This is a genomic window from Flavobacterium gossypii, assembly GCF_014138495.1.
Taxonomy (GTDB): domain Bacteria; phylum Bacteroidota; class Bacteroidia; order Flavobacteriales; family Flavobacteriaceae; genus Flavobacterium; species Flavobacterium endophyticum.
Window position 1 is genome coordinate 560,659 of sequence record NZ_JACJIS010000002.1, and the last position, 18,242, is coordinate 578,900.

An 18,242-nucleotide genomic window follows, 5' to 3' on the forward strand; every position below is an offset into this window, starting at 1 on the left:
TTAAAAAAATGGATACTGTTATTTTTACCACGATGTAAAAGGATTTGTCGTCTGATACTGCAGATAAGGCTGAATTGAATTGCTTAATGTTTCAAATCCTGGCTGTTGTGTACTAAATATCTTGATTCCAAAAATCTTAATCAATGTATTGTGTGCAAAATGATCTTGAATTGGATGCCTTACATGCCTGTCAGAGTTGATTCCAATTCTGTAATTTCCGTATCGTAAAGACAATCCTCCAAATCTATATCTTGGATAATTTGTATCTTCAATAACATAACTGTTAGGCATTCTTTCATCGAATTTTCCTGGATTTCCTTTTCCTGTTCCAACCTTGGCTTCATCTCCTGTATAATCAGTTCTTCTTCCAGTAAACAGGTTGAATCCAGCAGAAAACTCACCAATGGCTACTGATGCTGCGGCAGTCCTGTAACTGTCGTTCCCATCGCCTGCAAAGCCCGAAAATGGCAATCCGTCATTTTCATAAGAGAATTTAAAATCGCCGCTCCTTATTCCGAGTACACCGGTCTGCTGCTTGAATTCGGCCATGTCATCATAACCGCCCCAGAAATTGGTACCCAGGCTGAATCCTGTGCTTCCATTATCATAAGCTGCTAGAAAAGATACGCGGGTTTCCATTCCACTTCTTCCCAGTCCTTGATAATTGCTATTCGACATGATGCCGACACCTGCAGAGAAGCTAAACTCTCCATTAGTATAGGTTACCGAAAGGTTCATTCCTATTGCCATCGTATTTCCAAAGGCAATACTAGGTGAAATACTAAATCCAAAATTATTGGTAAGCTGCACGCCCATTGGCGGTATCGCAAAGTTGATAGCAGCGCTGACGGCGGAGGTGGCTATATAATTCCACATTCCGGTATTTCCTGCGACGCAACTATCCGTAAAGGTCGATGCCCCCATGGTATTGTAGCCGATCCAGCCCATAGCTGCGGATATCAATCCCGCTTGTACTGATTTCCAGCCCCATTCTCCGGTTGTCAATCCGCTAGATACATAGCCGATAATAAAACTTGCCCCGGCTACGATTAAGTCGTCCAACCCAAACCATTCTCCCGAAGGGTCAGTATATTTAAAAGGATTATTGGCGACATAACCATATCGGTTATAACTCTGGGTGCTAAATGGCGACTGTATAAAATTATCGGGCTGTAAGAAACGGTGCAGTTTGGCATCATAAAGCCTGCCGTTCATATTAATTAGTCCAACACTCTGTAGATGTTCATGCCCTGTATAACCTCTGTCTAAAATCACCATTTGGTTGAGGACATTTCCTTGTCCGTCGACTACTTTTATGAGATTACCCCAAGCATCAAAGAGGCGCTTTTCAAGTATGGTTCCTCCCGAAGTAGAAACGCCTAGTATAGTTCCTTGATAGTCTCTATGCAGATTAAGGAAGGCTTCCGTCTGTGTGCCACTTGCATCAACCTGACTTCTGAATACTACTGGAGCAGTATATCCGTCGCCGCCAACATAGGTAATAAACTCTACTTCTCCTGTCTGGATATTGTGTTTTATTTCCATACTGCCATCGGCTGAATAGGATTTACGAAGCGGACGCTGATTTTTATCAACCTGCACGCCTCCATAGTACATCGTCGAGCGACTGTTGTTCATGTTGTATTCAAAACTGATCCTGTCGCTTCCCATTTCAATAATTTCAACAGGACTCTTGAAAGCGTTATAGGTAATATCTAATTTTCTCTGGGTATCTGATGTGATAACCGGATTGCTTGTCTTTCTGATTTTCACATCATCAAACCAAACGATTCCTTGCCCATTATTATCTAGTCGGATATTGAGCCTCTTGATATTTGCCGGTACCGAAAAAGTCTTTTGGACGAAAACCCATTGTCCTGTTACGTTTGTTACTACTTGATCAACAGCCGTGAAGTACTCGGTTTCTCCTTCTTCTTTCATAAAGAGGAAGAGTTCTGCCTGAGGACCATTGCTATACACCCATGCGGAATAGGTATACTGCGTAGCCGTGGCATTATTTATCGGTACCCAAACATCAGAATGGACCACTTTTTCTGTAGTGTCAGGATTGTTTATTTTTAGGGAAACTGTTCCTGCACTATTTGTCGCAAAGGTATCATCATAGGTAATTATCGACGGTTCGTAGATAGTCCAACCTTTTTTGCTTTCCATCGTATCAAAGAAGATACCTTCTCTCAATTTATAGTAGGCCTCTCCTTCTGGCGTTAACTGTACCGACGTATTTTGGTATGCTTTTGCCGTGTTGGTATAACTGTACTGCCCTAGATTATTTTGAGTAATTCTTCCTCTGTCGTCATAGACTTGGGTTTCTTGCTGTCCTCTTGCATTTGTATATTCTTTCAAACGGTCAAGGCTGTCGTATTGGAATGTCTCGTTCCAGTTGAAGGTACTGTTGGTACGATTCTCGAGATTGCCTGTCTGCGGATTAAAAGTATATCCTACCGTCATATAATCTGTTGGCGGAGGAACGGGTTCACCGATAATCACCAATTCGCTTTTAGTATGCTTGATACTGCTAATAAATCCGTACTCGTCATAGGTTTTGTTGACGCTTACAGCATTCCTAAGGTTTCCAAATCGAGCACCAGTAACCTGTCCTCTAGCGTTAGTCGTATTGATCTGCCACAGTACTTTATTTGTGCCATCGTCAATTACTTGGTATGGAAATCCGTTTTTATACGTGTTTCTTATCCACTTGTCAGAACGCTTGTTTGTTGCCGTATTGACAGCGGTATAGAGTTCTTTTTCGGGTCTTCCGAAAGCATCATAGAATGTCGCTCTTTGGAAATAAGCTTTGAAACCGCTTTCATCATAGAAAGACAATCTCTTGAAATCATCGTATTGGTAATTGTATAGCGTATAATATCCTGCCGTAAAATCATCGAACCTTGTATTGGTCAATAATTTTGTCGTCGGATCATAGGTAAATGTTGTTTTTGAATTGGTCGCATCACCATTTAGTCCAGTTATTGTCTTATAATTAACCACACCATAGTCGCCAATATTAAATAGAGTCTCGCTTTTTGGGGTTGTTTCTTTCGTCATTTCCCCAAAATGATTGTATTCATAGAGGTAGGTTCCTGCCGAAGGATCGACCAGCTTTGTCTTTCTTCCCCAGCCATCTTGCTCCATGCTAATAACTACTCCGCCATAATTTGTCTGCTTTACGTTTCCATTGGCATAATACTGGTAATTAATCGTCCCGCCTGGCGAATCTGTCAGCGTAATGACATTTCCGATTGCATTCTTGACAGAAGTTTTCGTTTTTACGCCATCATTTACGGTCGTAGTAAGGCCATTGTAACCCGTGTTAATGGTCTTGCCCGTAAAAGATAGTTTCTGACTTATCCTTCCGTAGTTATCATATTTGGTCTGGCTCCATTGTAGCGGACTGGTTCCAAAATACGGTTCGCTTGTTTTTATATTTCGGTCATAGATATCGTATTCATACGAAGTGTATGACCAATTCCCTGTAAGATCTTTGATCCCGGTTCTTATTTTTCGTCCTAGGTCATCAAATAATTCATCGTTGCTACTTCCGTCGTCTCCAGTTACAAGAACCTGAGTGTTTCCTGAAACGGGAGTATAAGCGTAAGTAACATTTTTTCCTAAATAGTCTGTAACCTTGATTTTTTTACCCCACGCATCATAAGCATTGGTAGTGACCAAACCAAAAGGATTCGTTTCTTTAATCAGTAAGCCTGTGAAATCGTCATACGCAAACTGGGTAGACAATCCTTGGCTGGTAATTTTTTTCAGGAATCTTTTTGAATCATCGTACTCAAATTCCTGAATCCTTGGCGAAAGTCCGGGAGCTGAGATTGTTTTTTTAGTTATGTTTCCGTACGTATCATAAATGTTATCTTCAGTAATATACACTGTTCCATTGCCTTTCTTCTTGATTTGAGAGACTAAATTGTTATTATAAGCAAACAATTCTTCGGTAGTGGTAACATCTTGATTTGGCTGTCCCGGATAAATCGTGATAGTTTGGGTCTTGCTCTGCGGCCTTCCTATAATATAAGGCGTTGCCGTAGGCTGGTTTTGATATGTCATTACGTTGACAGATCGTTGCTCTATAGCGGTACCATTTTTCAATACAGTAGTGGACTGAGTCGGATTGTTATAAGTATCGTACTGAATGGTCGTCTCTGTACTCGTTCCTTCTAATCCATTAAAATTCTGGTTTATCGTATTTTTAAGCTTAAAGACTTTATTCGACTGCACTATAGGCTCAAATGTCACATTATCGTAAGTATTATACGTATTAAGGCTCCTGCTGATGAATGGTCCCGAGGCAGGTACCGTATAGCTAGGATAACTCAATCCCAATACATTAAAACTTTCTACGCTTACACCTCTCTTGCTGACATCATTCTTTGTGATGGTCGAAATGACTTGAGTGGTATCATCATGCCAGTTGGTCTTTAATGTAGCCCGGAATCCTAAAAACCCTAAGCCCTCCATATTGCTGACTGCACCATAATACGAAAACAGCTGTCTTTTATAAACCGATGCACTCTGTTTTTCGATTTTAGAAACTACTTGGAAAGTAGGCGCTATCTCGATATCCAGATTTGGGTAATTTTCGGTATAGCTGGAAGGCGTATAAGCTGAATTGCAATTATAAGGGCAGCTTTCTCTTTCGAGCGTCTTATACGTTATGGTCTCTTTGACACCGTTTCCTGTAGTTATCGACCTTACGAGCCTATCTTTATTAAAATCTTTCTGCGACTGGAAATAATGGATCTTGTTACCGTTGATAAAAGCCATTTCCATCTTCCTGTTAGGCTGACTCGAAGTATAAAAAATCGGGAGAGCATATTTGGTAATATCAGCCTGATTTCCTGAAGTAGCATAATAATAATTCCCTGACGTTTGCGCAAAGGTTCCGTTTTTATTGACGACACAAGTAACTGATACAAATCCCCAAGTATTATCTTGGTTTCGGTTACAGCCCACGCGGATAATATCCGTCTTGCCATCATTATTAAAATCGGTTGGTATCCAGTGCGAAATTGTCAGCCCTAAACTTCCATCAGAATAATTGAAGCCATTATAAGTCTGCATCTGCTTTACGAATCCAGTTCCTGTAGAAGTATATTTATACCAATCAAAATATCCGGATCCTTTCGGGATGATAAAGTCAGTCTTGCCATCCCCATTATAGTCACCGAGCAAAAGTGTTTTTGTTTCATCAACAATAATATTTGGATCTGTATAAGTCCATAACAAAACCAACTGATTGGAATTATTCAAAGTATATACATGCACTTTTCCGTTGGTAAACTGCAAGATATCAGTCTTTCCATCGCCATTAACATCTGCTGTCTCTGTCTTGGATCGGATCGTGTTATCAAAATCATTACCCAGAGCAATCGGATCGACCAAGTCTCCGGCATAATTCATAAAACCTTCTGTCTTTCTCCTATCAAGATCAACGAAATAGGTCTTTTTCGAAAGATTAGTAGCACCAACACTGTTCCATTCCAATGCCATGATATCAGTTAATCCATCGCCATTGAAGTCTCCGCTAAGGTATTTCTTCAATCCGTTAGTAGGAAACAGTACATTTTTTTGATATTGAAGGAAAACGCCGTAGGAAGTCTGGCTCAAGACTTTAAAATTGACGTCTGAGTTATTCGTATTCAAATAGGGATTAGGATTATTAAGCACATGCTGGACTACGGTGACTCCTTGCATCGGCATTAACTTGTCATTGTGATTGAGCCACGTAGTCGGTAAAAGTTCTTCAAAAAAGCCTATAGGCACTTCCCAACCGAAGTTAAGGGATTGGCCTTGGATGTCGTTGAACAGCCAAAATTTTCTTTTATAGTCTGGCCCATACGTAGGATACAGTAAAAAATCCAGCTTGCTGTCGCCATCAAAATCTCCCGACACGGTCGCCGCATTTTGCACGGAAATATTACCAACACTTAAGCTCGCCGTTGTAGGGGAATAGGAAATTGTTTCGGCCGTTGTATCATAGCTAAAAACTGTAGGATTATAGCTTTTCGTACCGTCACCTGTTTTTTCGATTATGCTTGTCAATCTTTCATAACCTAAGGTAGAAATGCTATGTGCGAGTTCATATCTTCTAAAGCCAGTACCGAATCCATGAACATAGATTGTGCTTAATATTTTGTCATCAATAATATTTACGCCGCCTATGTAGCCTTGTTCTGGTCTTTGTCTGTTTTTATAAGCAAAGCTTATCCAATTGGTGGGAAATTGATTAGGACTGCCTACACCTACATAATTTATTTCGCTAATTCTCAAATAATTGTTCGTATTGGTATAGACATAATTGATTCTAACGCCTTGAGGATTCTGCCAATAAGAAATAGCCCAAGTAGAGATGGAACGTGAATTGTTATCATTTCCATAAACTGCAATAGAGCCATCGGGATACTCAATCTTGAAAGTAGCCGTACTAACCGGACTGGCAGTCTGATTGTAGGCCGTTATCTTGAGGTTCGAGAAATTTTCCGTTTCATAAACTGTTGTATGCCCTCCATACGTCTGGTTGGCACTAGTGGTCTTTACGACAAGTCTTTGCCCGTCGAGCGCAAATCGATCGTAAACATCAAGATCGACACCGTCGATAATATTGTCATGGTATTTTGTAGAAGGGATTCTTGTAATTGCCGAGATCCCCGAAACATTCCATCCATAACCTGCCAATCCGTTACCAGACTGGCTATTATAAGCAAGACTCAATTGCGGAATCACGCCATTGATTCCCGGCGGTACAGCAATAGGAACATTATATGTTGCTGCTCCCGTTAATGAAACAGAAAGTTGTCCTTCGGTAATACCGACTTCTGTCGATGCGCCTGTTGCCGAGGTCATAGTTCTTACCAAAGCATCGTCTTCAACTCTTCTATTAGTTTCAGAAGCAGTACTTGAGCTGGTCCTTTTGATAGGGACTACTCCAGGAATCGGGGTACCCATTTGTTCTTGAGCAAAAGAGAATAGGCAACAAAAAATAAGCGCTAGGGTATAAATTACTTTTCTCATGCTTATTTTTTGATTATTGTTATCGATTTGCGATCGCCATTGTTATAGAATAAATTTACGGAATAAACGCCTGTAGGGCAGTTTTGGAATGGTACCGCATAGGTTTGCTCCTTTTCCATATTTTTATAGGATTTGATCAACTGTCCACTCATAGAATACACTTCTATAGAAGAGACTTTGACTTCATCGACCAGTTCCCATTTTAGGTACAATTCTTCTCGTACCGGATTCGGATAATACGAAATCACGTCTTCGGGAAAAAACTTTTGGTAGTCTTCTTCTTTTAAATCAGAAATTTCTTTTGGGGGCTGGCTGCTCGTCCTTGAAGCACAAAAGGGACATAATTCCCTGACGATTTGGTTGCCGGCTACATCATATTCAAAATGAATTTTAGGAACCTGGCCATTTGCTGCCAAACACATCAGGAAAAAAATAAGTGGTATTACTTTTCTCATAGTTTAGGGGATTGTGGGTTAATTTTGATTGTAAAAATGCTATGGACGCCATAAAAAAACATACAGAACAGATTTCGGTACAATACTACTATTGAATTCGGGAATAGCCTTACGGAAATCCGTAATCTCATAAAATAACTTTGCTTTTTTTTAAGACATTTCATACAAATATGTGTCTTATGTCATTGTTCCTCTTGAAAAGGTAGGGCTTAAGCTTTCAAATGCATTTATAAAACTTAAACATTAAATAAACTTCATAACTTTTAGGTTATGCTTTCTTAAAACAGTGTCGGTAAAAGTAAAAGTTCTTTAACGAAATGGTAATCTAAACCTCAAGAGGCTTGGGGGTCAAACCTATAACTTTGAACCTCAAACTTTTAACTTTTATTAATGAAAACAATCTTACGAACAAATTACGCCAACGTACTAGGACTAGTAGTATTTGGGTTATTTTTCAGTACTGCTTGGGGGCAGGCTACATTGCCAGTAAACAGAACATCATGGGGAACTGAACCGACAGGCTGGACCAATTCAGGGTGTTCGCAACGAACTACAAGTTCCGCCTGTACGAATAGCAGCGCGACAAGTTTTGACACGAACGGCGACAGCAGGCTACTTGTTTTTAATGCCGCACCTGGAACTTTGTCGATGACTTTAAAAAACCAATCCATGAGCGGGCAATCGTCTCTATTGGTAGAACAGTCTGCAAACGGAACTGACTATACGGAAATTGGAAAGTATGGAACAGCGACAGGCGCAACAGCAATTACCAATGCACAATGTGTCGATTTTGACATACCGCTACTTTCTACGACACGTTATATCCGATGGACCTATACAAAAGCTAGCGGAAATTGCGACATGGACGACGTTATTGTTACTGCAGCGCCGGCAGCAGCTGAGTTCACTGTTAACCCTACTTCTATCTCAGGATTCGGGAACATCAGTGTAGGTGCTTTTTCAACCAGTACTTCTGTGACGATTGCGGGCACTAATCTTTCTGGGAATATCACAGCAACCGCGCCATCAACTAATTTTCAGGTAAGCACGAACAACTCCACTTGGTCCAATTCAGTAAGCTTTGCACAATCAGGAGGTACAGTAACCAGCCGACCGCTATACATCCGCTTTTCGCCACAGACAGCCGGACTTAAGACAGGGAATGTTGCTATTGCTACTTCTGGAGCTACCACACAAAATATTGCAGTTTCAGGAACCGGAGTCATTACTTCTACTACATGGAATGGTTCTGCTTGGAGCAACGGAAATCCGACAGCAACGCTCGATGCTATCATCAGTGGAAATTATGATACAAATGCGGCCGCACCACAAGGACCGATAACAGCCAAAAGCGTATCGGTTACTTCAGGAGCCGTAATCATTGGCGTAGGCGGATTAGACGTAAAACAGACACTTGCAAAAAGTGGCGGAACTGTCGATGCTTCTGCTGGCGATGTTACTTTTTCAGGAACTACCGCACAGGCAATCCCTGCTAATTTCTTCACAAACAATACAATCTCAAAGCTGACTTTGAGCAATACGGCTGGACTTACCTTAAACGGTATTACGAATGTAACAGGAGTCCTTGACGTAACAGCCGGGACTTTAACGACAAACGGAAACCTAGTATTAAAATCAAGTGCAACAGGTTCTGCTAGAATTGCTGCTGTTACGGGTTCTATTTCCGGAGAGGCAACTGTTGAGCGCTATATTCCGCAAGGAAAACGTGCTTTCCGTTTCCTGACTCCTGCTGTTACGACTACAAATTTCATAAGCAACAACTGGCAGGCTGGAACACATATTACAGGTTCTACAGCAGGCGAAAATGGATTTGACACGACATTGACAGGAAATCCATCGATGTATGTATACAACAACAGCATCGCTTCGGGTTCAGGATGGAGCGCTATTGCAAATACAGATGCTACTACCCTAACAGCTGGAAACGGATATAGAATCTTGGTCAGAGGAGACAGAAACGTTGACTTAAACCAGTCTTCTGCAGCCGATATGAATGCAGCCGTAACATTGACTGTAAAAGGAACACTAAAAACAGGACAGGTTATTTTTGACGCTTCAAGTACTCCTGCGATCAATGCAACAGAAAATGCTTCAACCAACGGATTCAGCTTAATTGGAAATCCATATGTAAGTCCAGTAGACTGGCATTCGGTAACCAAAGCAGGAATCGAAGATGTATATTATGCTTGGGATCCAAATATGGGTACAGAAGCGCAAAGAGGCCGTTATGTAGCCTATAGCCAGACTATCGGAAGCAATAACCTAGCGGGTTCAGAAGTAAGCCAATACATTCAGCCAGGACAGGCATTCTTCGTAAAAAACACGGTCTTGGGTACAGCTGGAACTCTAACTTTTGAGGAAAGCAACAAAGCATCACAGTTTACAGATGTTTTCAGAAACAATACTGCAGAAAAAGCAGTATTTAATATCTCAGTATACGATGCCAACCAAGCAGCAGCTGGTTATCCAATTGATGGAACTCTTGCTGTTTTTGGGACTGCTTTCGACAATGCAATTGGACTTGGCGATGTAGAAAAACTTTACGGTTCAGGTGAGCATTTAGGCTTAGGAAGAAGCAATAAAATCTTAGCTATCGAAGCATTGGCTCCTGTTACAACAGAAGATGAATTGCACGTAAAAACACTTCAGTTTTCAGCAGGCAAATCGTATACTTTCAAAATCAATACGGCTAATTTCCCTGAAAATGTAGAAGCGTATCTTCTTGATCATTATTTGACTACAGAAACTGCAATCAGCTTATCGGGAACTGGTTTGGTCAATTTCGCAACTACTTCTGATGCTGCTTCGTATGGAATCGATCGTTTCAGTATTGTTTTCCGTGCTGCGGCTTTAGGAAATGAAGAATGGAATACTAATTCTGTAAAGATTTATCCAAATCCGATCCATAACAACCAATTCAATATTGCTTTGCCAAGCAGTACAAGCGGGAAAGTGGATATCAAGCTGTACAACCTTGTAGGACAAGAAATCTACAAAACCAGCAGCGAAAGCTCAAGCATCATAACCGTAAACCCATCATTGCAATTAAGCAAAGGAATCTACATAGTAGAAATATCCAATGGCAAAACGTCGGTAAAACAAAAAATTGCAGTAAAATAAATCCTATCAAGATGAAAATAAAAATCAAGACACTATTCTTAATCCTTATGCTGACAGCCGGCTTTCAAAATGCCAGCGCGCAAGAAGATTTCGACGATGATACGCAAGATGTCCCATCAGCACCGATCAATGATTATATCATTCCGATGCTTTTGGCTGGAGTATTCTTAGGCTATAAATTGATGAGAAGCAAGACTAAAGAAGCCTAAACTGCTTTATTTGCTATAGAGAACGGCTGTACGATGTACAGCCGTTTTTTTGTTTATTTAATGTACGTAACACAATCATAATTTTGATTTTACAGTAATAAAATATCTACATAAACTACAAGGAAAATATATTCCTAATCTTTGTATGTATCTGTAAATGAATGAATAAAATTCAGATACACTCAAAAATTACAGACTTATGGATTCAACTTTACACAAAAAACTTTTCGGTTCATTTTTTGTTTTTGCACTTATTTTACTTTCCCCTACAGCTAATTTTGCCCAAATTATTGGCTGGAACGCTAACAGCACCGGTGGCGGATTCGGTACCAGTCCGTGGACACCCTCAACGTTAAACACTAACCTACAGACCTCTGGACTTATAAGAGGATCAAGCATTGCCACAAGCGGAACTCCGGCAGGAAATTGCTGGGGAGGCTCTGGAGGCTGGTCAACTGGCCAATCCGATGCCAACAGCTTCTATTTTACTTTTCAGGCAACGGCTGGCTATAAAGTAAGCTTAAGCTCTATCTCGACAGCAACCCGAAGATCAAATTCTGGTCCGACAGGCTGTATTGTATATTATTCTGTAGGAGGCGCTCCTTTTGCCAGCGTTGCCAGCTGGACTACCTCTTCGACAAGCGGAACCACCGGTACTGCTAACTCTGTATCCTTAGCAGGAATCAGCGCTTTGCAGAATATCGGTCCTGGAGTTGTCGTGAAATTCAGAATCATTCCGCAAGGCTCGACAGGTAACTACTACCTAACTGGCGGTACAAATTCATTAAAAATTGACGGAAGCGTTGTTGCTGCTGTCAATCCATTGATCACTCCTTCTACGACTTCCTTGGCTTCTTTTGGAGATGTTATGGTAGGCAGCAGTTCGGCATCGACTAGTTTTACTTTTGACGCCGTTGGCATGACAGAAGATGTAAGCATCGCTGCTCCAGCAGGATTTGAAATCAGTACAGACAATAGCAACTGGTATCCTGGAACAGACATCACTCCGAATGCAGGAACATTAAACGATGAACAAATCTGGGTGCGTTTTAGCCCTACCGCGGTTGGAAATGCTTCTGGAGATATCGTTTTGTCCTCTGCAGGAGCGACAAACAAATTCGTTTCGGTTACTGGAAACGGTATTCCTGCAGTAAGTTATATTGTCGTAGACGATGAGCCTTATGGAGCTTATTGCAACGGAATTGCCAATACTTTTGATTTAGACTTTACGCCAGCGGGAAGCTTCAACAGTACTAATTTTTATGCACAGCTTTCTAATCCTGATGGAACTTTCCCAACGACACCAACCAATATAGTCGGTGTATCGGCAGTTAGCCCTGTCAGCGTGACCATTCCTGCTGATATTGCGCCTAGCTCTCTTTATAGAGTCCGAGTTTATAATGATGACCCTCTGACTTTCAGTAATAATGATAACGGACATAATATTGTAGTTACCGAAGCGGCAACGCTTTCAGGAATTACACAATCAACCGTAGTTTGCGATGGAGGAACAGCTACAATTAATCTGACCGGCTTGATCCCAAGCTCAACTTCAACAATCAGCTTTGCTATTAATGGTGGCACTGCTCAAAACAGCACCGGAATTATAGCAGACTCTAGCGGTAATGCTAGTTTCAATATCACCTTAACTGCCAGCAACAATGGCCAGTCTTTGGTTATTGGCACCATCGAAAGAACAGACATTCCTTCCTGCCCTAACACATTGACGACAGCTAATTCTATTGTCTTGACAGTACATCCTACGCCAACAGTTACTGCCATAAGCGCTACTTCTGTATGCGGAGAAAGCGGAAGCGCCACAATTACCCTGACCGGCTTGATACCAAGCAGTACTTCTGACCTTGTTTATGCTATAGCTGGCGGAACAGCCGTAACACTAACAGGCATTACTGCAGATGCTTCGGGAGAAGCCCGTTTTGACTTGCCTTTGACAGCTGCAAATAACGAACAGACATTAGAAATTACTTCTATTACTCGCACTGATGTTCTTCCAAATTGCAACAGTACGCTTACAGGCATTAGTACGCCGTTGGTGATTAACCCAAGACCGACTGCGGTATTGAGCGGCGACCAATCGATCTGCTTAGGTTCGGTTTCTTCCGACTTGAGCATTGCCTTGACAGGAACAGCACCTTGGTCGATAACCTATACGGATGGAACTACGACTTTTCCAGTAACCAATATTACAGCATCGCCTTATATTTTTACCGTTACCATTCCAGAAACGAAAACCTATACGATAACTGCCGTAGAAGATGCAAGCTGTACGGCTCAAGCTTCTGACTTAAGCGGAAGCGCTACTGTTACTGTCGTTGCCGTGAGCAATGGAGGAAACCTAACTGGAAGCACTACAGTATGTTCAGGTGCAAATAACGGGACGCTTACATTAGAAAACCATGTAGGAAGTATTATCAAATGGCAGTCTTCGACTACTGCTGACTTTAGCGGTACGATTTCAGATATTGCCAATACTTCTTCAACCCTAGAATATACGAATCTTTTAGAAACGACTTATTATCGTGCCGTAGTATCTAACATACCTTGCCCAGAAGTAAATTCAGCTATCGCAACAATTACAGTCACACAAACTCCAGCACCTACAACAGCCGCACAGACTTTCTGCAGCCTAGCCGAAGCAGCCGTAGCCGACTTATTACCGAATACGGCTGGCATCAAATGGTATGCTGATGCAGATGCGACAACACCACTATTGCCGACAGAAGCTTTAGCAACAGGAAACTATTATGCGACTATGACAGTAGACGGGTGCGAAAGTACAAGAACATTGACTTCTGTTACCCTGACTACCATCACCGCTCCTACCACAACAGCACAGACGTTCTGCAGCCTAGCCGAAGCAACCGTAGCCGATTTATTGCCGAATACAGCTGGCATCAAATGGTATGCTGATGCAGATGCGACAACACCATTATTGCCGACAGAAGCTTTGGCAACAGGAAATTATTATGCGGCTATAACGGTAGACGGGTGCGAAAGTACAAGAACCCTGACTTCTGTTATCTTAACTACAGTTACGGCTCCTACCACAACAGCACAGACGTTCTGCAGCCTAGCTGAAGCAACCGTAGCCGACTTATTACCGAATACGGCTGGAATCAAATGGTATGCTGATGCAGATGCCACAACACCATTATTGCCGACGGAAGCTTTGGCAACAGGAAATTATTATGCGACTATGACAGTAGACGGGTGCGAAAGTACAAGAGCGCTGACTTCTGTTACCCTGACTACCATCACGGCTCCTACCACAACAGCACAGACGTTCTGCAGCCTAGCAGAAGCAACCGTTGCTGACTTATTGCCAAATACAGCTGGCATCAAATGGTATGCTGATGCAGATGCGACAACACCGCTATTGCCGACAGAAGCTTTAGCAACAGGAAATTATTATGCAACTATGACAGTAGACGGATGCGAAAGCACAAGAACCGTGACTTCTGTTACTGTAAACACTACTGCTATTCCTAGTGGTGCAACAAGCCAAGAATTTACAGAAGGCGAAACTTTAGCCGCTTTAGAAGTAACAGGAACTAATTTAGAATGGTTTTCTTCTGCCGAAGCTGCCGAAGCAGGAACATCACCTCTAAGTCCGACCGAATTGCTTGTAGATGGCACGACTTATTATGCGGTGCAGACCCTTAACGAATGCAGCAGCAGCCCATTAGCAGTTACCGTTTCTGAGGTCTTAGGGACTCCAAGTTTTGATATGGAAAATCTAAAAGCCTACCCTAATCCTACTACTGACGTACTGAACATTTCTTATTCTAAAACTATCGAATCTGTTACTGTTTTCAACTTGCTAGGACAAAAAGTAATCGACAAGAAAGCAAACGACAGCAACATCAAGCTTGACATGTCAAGCCTTGAAGCCGGAGCTTATCTCGTAAAATTATCCTCTGGACAAGCATCAAAAACCATTAGAGTCCTCAAGAAATAAGACCTCATAATTCCGTCAAAAGCCTGCTAAAATACCTAGCAGGCTTTTGGTGCGGAATAACAGAAAAGTAACAAAATCCTAACATTGGCCGGCAACAGCACGACGTAAGATAACATTTTGATAAATCTAACAAAGGCTCTAATTAATCTAACGAGCCTACATTGCGCCGGTTTTAAATTGACTACAATGAAATTAAAAAAGTTCAAACGCTTTCTTGCCATAGCTACATTGGCCCTTTTATCTTATCAAGATGCCTTTTCCCAATGTTTTCAAATCGAGAGTATCTTGGTAGATGCTTGCGGCGTGCAGGAAGGACTGAATGAAATGGTACGATTTAAAGTAGGCAACGCCGACATAAACACTAGCAACCTAACCGTGTCTTGGCCAAACAATCCCTGGCAAGGTCTTATTAGAAATGCAACGACAGCTTCAAAAGTAGCAACCCTTAATGCCGATATCCTAGATGCTGGAGGTTGCGGCCAATTAATCGAACCGACTGGAGGCGTATTACCTGCTAATGCGAACGTCATTTTGGTTACAAGCCATACTTTCGATACCGATCTCAACTCTTTTGGGGCTTTGACCGACAATATTTATATCATCTTTCAGAACAATCCGTCGACAGCCTCTGGGCATTTTGCCAATTCAGGAACTGGAATACGAACCTTGACTATCTCGTTTGGATCTTGTTCTGATACCGTATCTTACGATCGTGCACTGCTTATTGATACCAATGGAGCCACTGTTGCAGCAGACGGAGCTATCGTGCAATACAATCCGGCAGGAACGCCTACATACATCAACAATGGGTGTTCTGCTCCTGTCCAGCCCTTTACTGTCAATGCCGGACCCGCTACCCTAACTGCTTGTGCCGGGACTACTATCTCCTTAAATGGAATTGCACAAGGACACCAATCTGTAAGATGGTCTGCGCCAAGCGGTAATTTTTCGACACCGAACAATCTGGCCACAACCTATACTTCAAGCGCTTCACAAGCCGGAAACGTTGTCACAATTACCCTGACAGCCATAAACAGTTGCGGATTAGAAATAACCGATACCATCAACTTAACATTGACGAACAGTGTCACGCCGAACTTTCCTACCACGCTTTCTCTTTGCAGAGGAAATACGGCCCCTGTCTTGAATACTACTTCTCCTAATGGAATCACGGGAACATGGAATCCGGCCGTAATCAACAATACAGCCAACGGAAGCTATGTCTTTACGCCAAACAACGGACAGTGCGCAGCTGGCGTAACTTTAAATGTGACGGTAACCAACAGCATCACGCCCAACTTCCCTACGACACTTTCTTTATGTACGGGAAATACAGCACCGACTTTAAATACAACTTCTCCTAATGGAATTACAGGAACATGGAATCCAGCCGTAATCAACAATACAGCCAATGGAAGCTATGTCTTTACGCCAAATCCGGGACAATGTGCTACCAACGTAACATTAAATGTCACGGTATCTAACAGCATCACGCCCAACTTTCCGACAACGCTTTCTTTATGTTCAGGAAGTACGGCACCACTATTAAACACAACGTCTCCCAACGGAATTACAGGAACATGGAATCCGACCGTAATCAGCAATACCGCTAACGGAAGCTATGTCTTTACACCAAATGCAGGACAGTGCGCTACAAGCATAACATTAAACGTGACGGTAAGCAACAGCATCACGCCCAACTTTCCGACTACCCTATCTTTATGTAACGGAAGCACCGCACCTTTATTAAACACGACTTCCCCGAACGGAATCACAGGAACTTGGAGTCCGACCGTAATCAGCAATACGGCTAACGGAAGCTATGTCTTTACGCCAAATGCAGGACAGTGCGCCACAAGCGTAACGCTAAACGTGACGGTAAGCAACAGCATCACGCCCAACTTTCCGACTACGCTTTCACTATGTTCAGGAGGAACTGTTCCGACATTAAACACGACTTCTCCAAACGGAATTACAGGAACATGGAGTCCGGCCGTAATCAGCAATACGGCTAACGGAAGTTATGTCTTTACGCCGAATGCAGGACAGTGTGCCACAAGCGTGACGCTAAACGTAACGGTAAGTAACAGCATTACGCCAAACTTTCCGACGACGCTTTCTTTATGTACGGGAAATACAGCACCGACTTTAAATACGACTTCTCCGAACGGAATAACAGGAATGTGGAATCCGGCCGTAATTAACAATACGACCAGCGGAAGCTATGTATTTACGCCGAATGCAGGGCAGTGCGCCGCAAGCGTAACATTAATCGTAACTGTAGCCAGCAGCATTACGCCAAATTTCCCAACAAGCTTGACGGTTTGTACGGGAAGTACCGCTCCGATATTGAATACTACTTCTCCGAACGGAATCACAGGAACTTGGAATCCAGCCGTAGTAAGCAATACCGCAAGCGGAAGCTACGTCTTTACACCAAATGCAGGACAATGCGCAACAAGCTTGACACTCAATGTAACAGTTACCAATAGTATTACTCCAAATTTTGCAACGACACTTTCTTTGTGTTCAGGCAGTACTGCTCCTATTTTGAATGCTACATCTCCAAACGGAATCACAGGAACATGGAATCCTGCCGTAATAAGTACTACTGCTGGCGGAAGCTATGTATTTACGCCGAATGCGGGACAATGCGCAATAAGCATGACATTGAATGTAACAATCACAAATAGCATCATTCCTGATTTTGCAACTGCATTGGCTTTGTGCAATGGAGATGCGGCACCGACCCTGAATACAACTTCTCCAAATGGAGTTACTGGTACTTGGAATCCAGCCGTGATTAGCAATACGACCAGCGGAAGTTATGTCTTTACGCCGAACGCTGGACAATGTGCTCCGAGCATCACTTTAAGCGTAACCGTTGGCAATGTAAATTTTGAAATCAACAACGAATGCCAAGATGGAGATTATGTCATCACGGTAGTTACTGTCGCAGGTTCATTCGATAGCAACGAAGCAGATTACCAATGGACTAACAGCCAAGGCGGTATAGTAGGAACCGATTCGTATTTAAATATTACCGATCTGTTGAATGCTACTCCAGTTGAAGAAGAATTTCCGATAACCTATTACGTACGCGTCACTACACCACAAGGCTGCACGTTAACACAAGAAAGAATCGTGTACGGCACTTTCTGTTCGATTCCGAAAGGCATATCCCCTAATAATGATTCTAGAAATGACGAATTCGACCTTAGCGGATTGGGAGTCAAAGAACTTACCATTTTTAACCGATACGGCGTGAAAGTATACGGCTATAAGAATTATACCAACCAATGGAAAGGACAATCTGACCAAGGAAATGAATTGCCAGATGCTACGTATTACTATGTAATCAGCAAGAGCGACGGACAAACCTTAACCGGATGGGTTTACATCAATAGATAAAAACAT

6 protein-coding genes are annotated in these 18,242 nt (G+C 42.2%); 4 read left to right on the top strand and 2 right to left on the bottom strand.

All coding sequences use genetic code 11. The features are described 5' to 3' along the window. Positions 1-24: 24 nt before the first annotated feature. Together GGR22_RS12425 and GGR22_RS12430 are read right to left on the bottom strand one after the other, a co-directional pair. On the bottom strand, positions 25-7,041 hold the full coding sequence (locus GGR22_RS12425; RefSeq protein WP_182493930.1) for a polymorphic toxin type 23 domain-containing protein: 7,017 nt from the start codon (positions 7,039-7,041) through the stop codon (positions 25-27). A gap of 2 nt (positions 7,042-7,043) precedes the next feature. Beyond that, positions 7,044-7,496: a T9SS type A sorting domain-containing protein gene (locus GGR22_RS12430; RefSeq protein WP_121377365.1), complete on the bottom strand. Its 453-nt coding sequence runs from the start codon at positions 7,494-7,496 to the stop codon at positions 7,044-7,046. A gap of 390 nt (positions 7,497-7,886) precedes the next feature. On the opposite strand from GGR22_RS12430, the gene GGR22_RS12435 reads away from it, so the two are divergent. The 4 genes from GGR22_RS12435 to GGR22_RS12450 all read left to right on the top strand — a co-directional run bounded on the left by GGR22_RS12435 (position 7,887) and on the right by GGR22_RS12450 (position 18,236). Continuing rightward, positions 7,887-10,637 (top strand): T9SS type A sorting domain-containing protein, encoded by a 2,751-nt coding sequence (locus tag GGR22_RS12435; RefSeq protein ID WP_182493931.1) that lies wholly within the window; start codon positions 7,887-7,889, stop codon positions 10,635-10,637. Positions 10,638-10,648: 11 nt separating this feature from the next. Continuing rightward, positions 10,649-10,846 (top strand): hypothetical protein, encoded by a 198-nt coding sequence (locus GGR22_RS12440; protein WP_121377367.1) that lies wholly within the window; start codon positions 10,649-10,651, stop codon positions 10,844-10,846. 199 nt (positions 10,847-11,045) lie between these two features. Further along, complete coding sequence (locus GGR22_RS12445) at positions 11,046-14,825, top strand: T9SS type A sorting domain-containing protein (RefSeq protein WP_182493932.1); 3,780 nt, start codon at positions 11,046-11,048, stop codon at positions 14,823-14,825. A gap of 186 nt (positions 14,826-15,011) precedes the next feature. Beyond that, positions 15,012-18,236, top strand: a complete 3,225-nt coding sequence (locus tag GGR22_RS12450; protein WP_182493933.1) for a T9SS type B sorting domain-containing protein — start codon at positions 15,012-15,014, stop codon at positions 18,234-18,236. Positions 18,237-18,242 lie beyond the last annotated feature (6 nt).

What these genes read in the sequence shown, in the direction of transcription:
- GGR22_RS12425 (WP_182493930.1), bottom strand. Translation starts at nt 7,041, where the DNA reads ATGAGAAAAGTAATTTATACCCTAGCGCTTATTTTTTGTTGCCTATTC.
- GGR22_RS12430 (WP_121377365.1), bottom strand. Translation starts at nt 7,496, where the DNA reads ATGAGAAAAGTAATACCACTTATTTTTTTCCTGATGTGTTTGGCAGCA.
- GGR22_RS12435 (WP_182493931.1), top strand. Translation starts at nt 7,887, where the DNA reads ATGAAAACAATCTTACGAACAAATTACGCCAACGTACTAGGACTAGTA.
- GGR22_RS12440 (WP_121377367.1), top strand. Translation starts at nt 10,649, where the DNA reads ATGAAAATAAAAATCAAGACACTATTCTTAATCCTTATGCTGACAGCC.
- GGR22_RS12445 (WP_182493932.1), top strand. Translation starts at nt 11,046, where the DNA reads ATGGATTCAACTTTACACAAAAAACTTTTCGGTTCATTTTTTGTTTTT.
- GGR22_RS12450 (WP_182493933.1), top strand. Translation starts at nt 15,012, where the DNA reads ATGAAATTAAAAAAGTTCAAACGCTTTCTTGCCATAGCTACATTGGCC.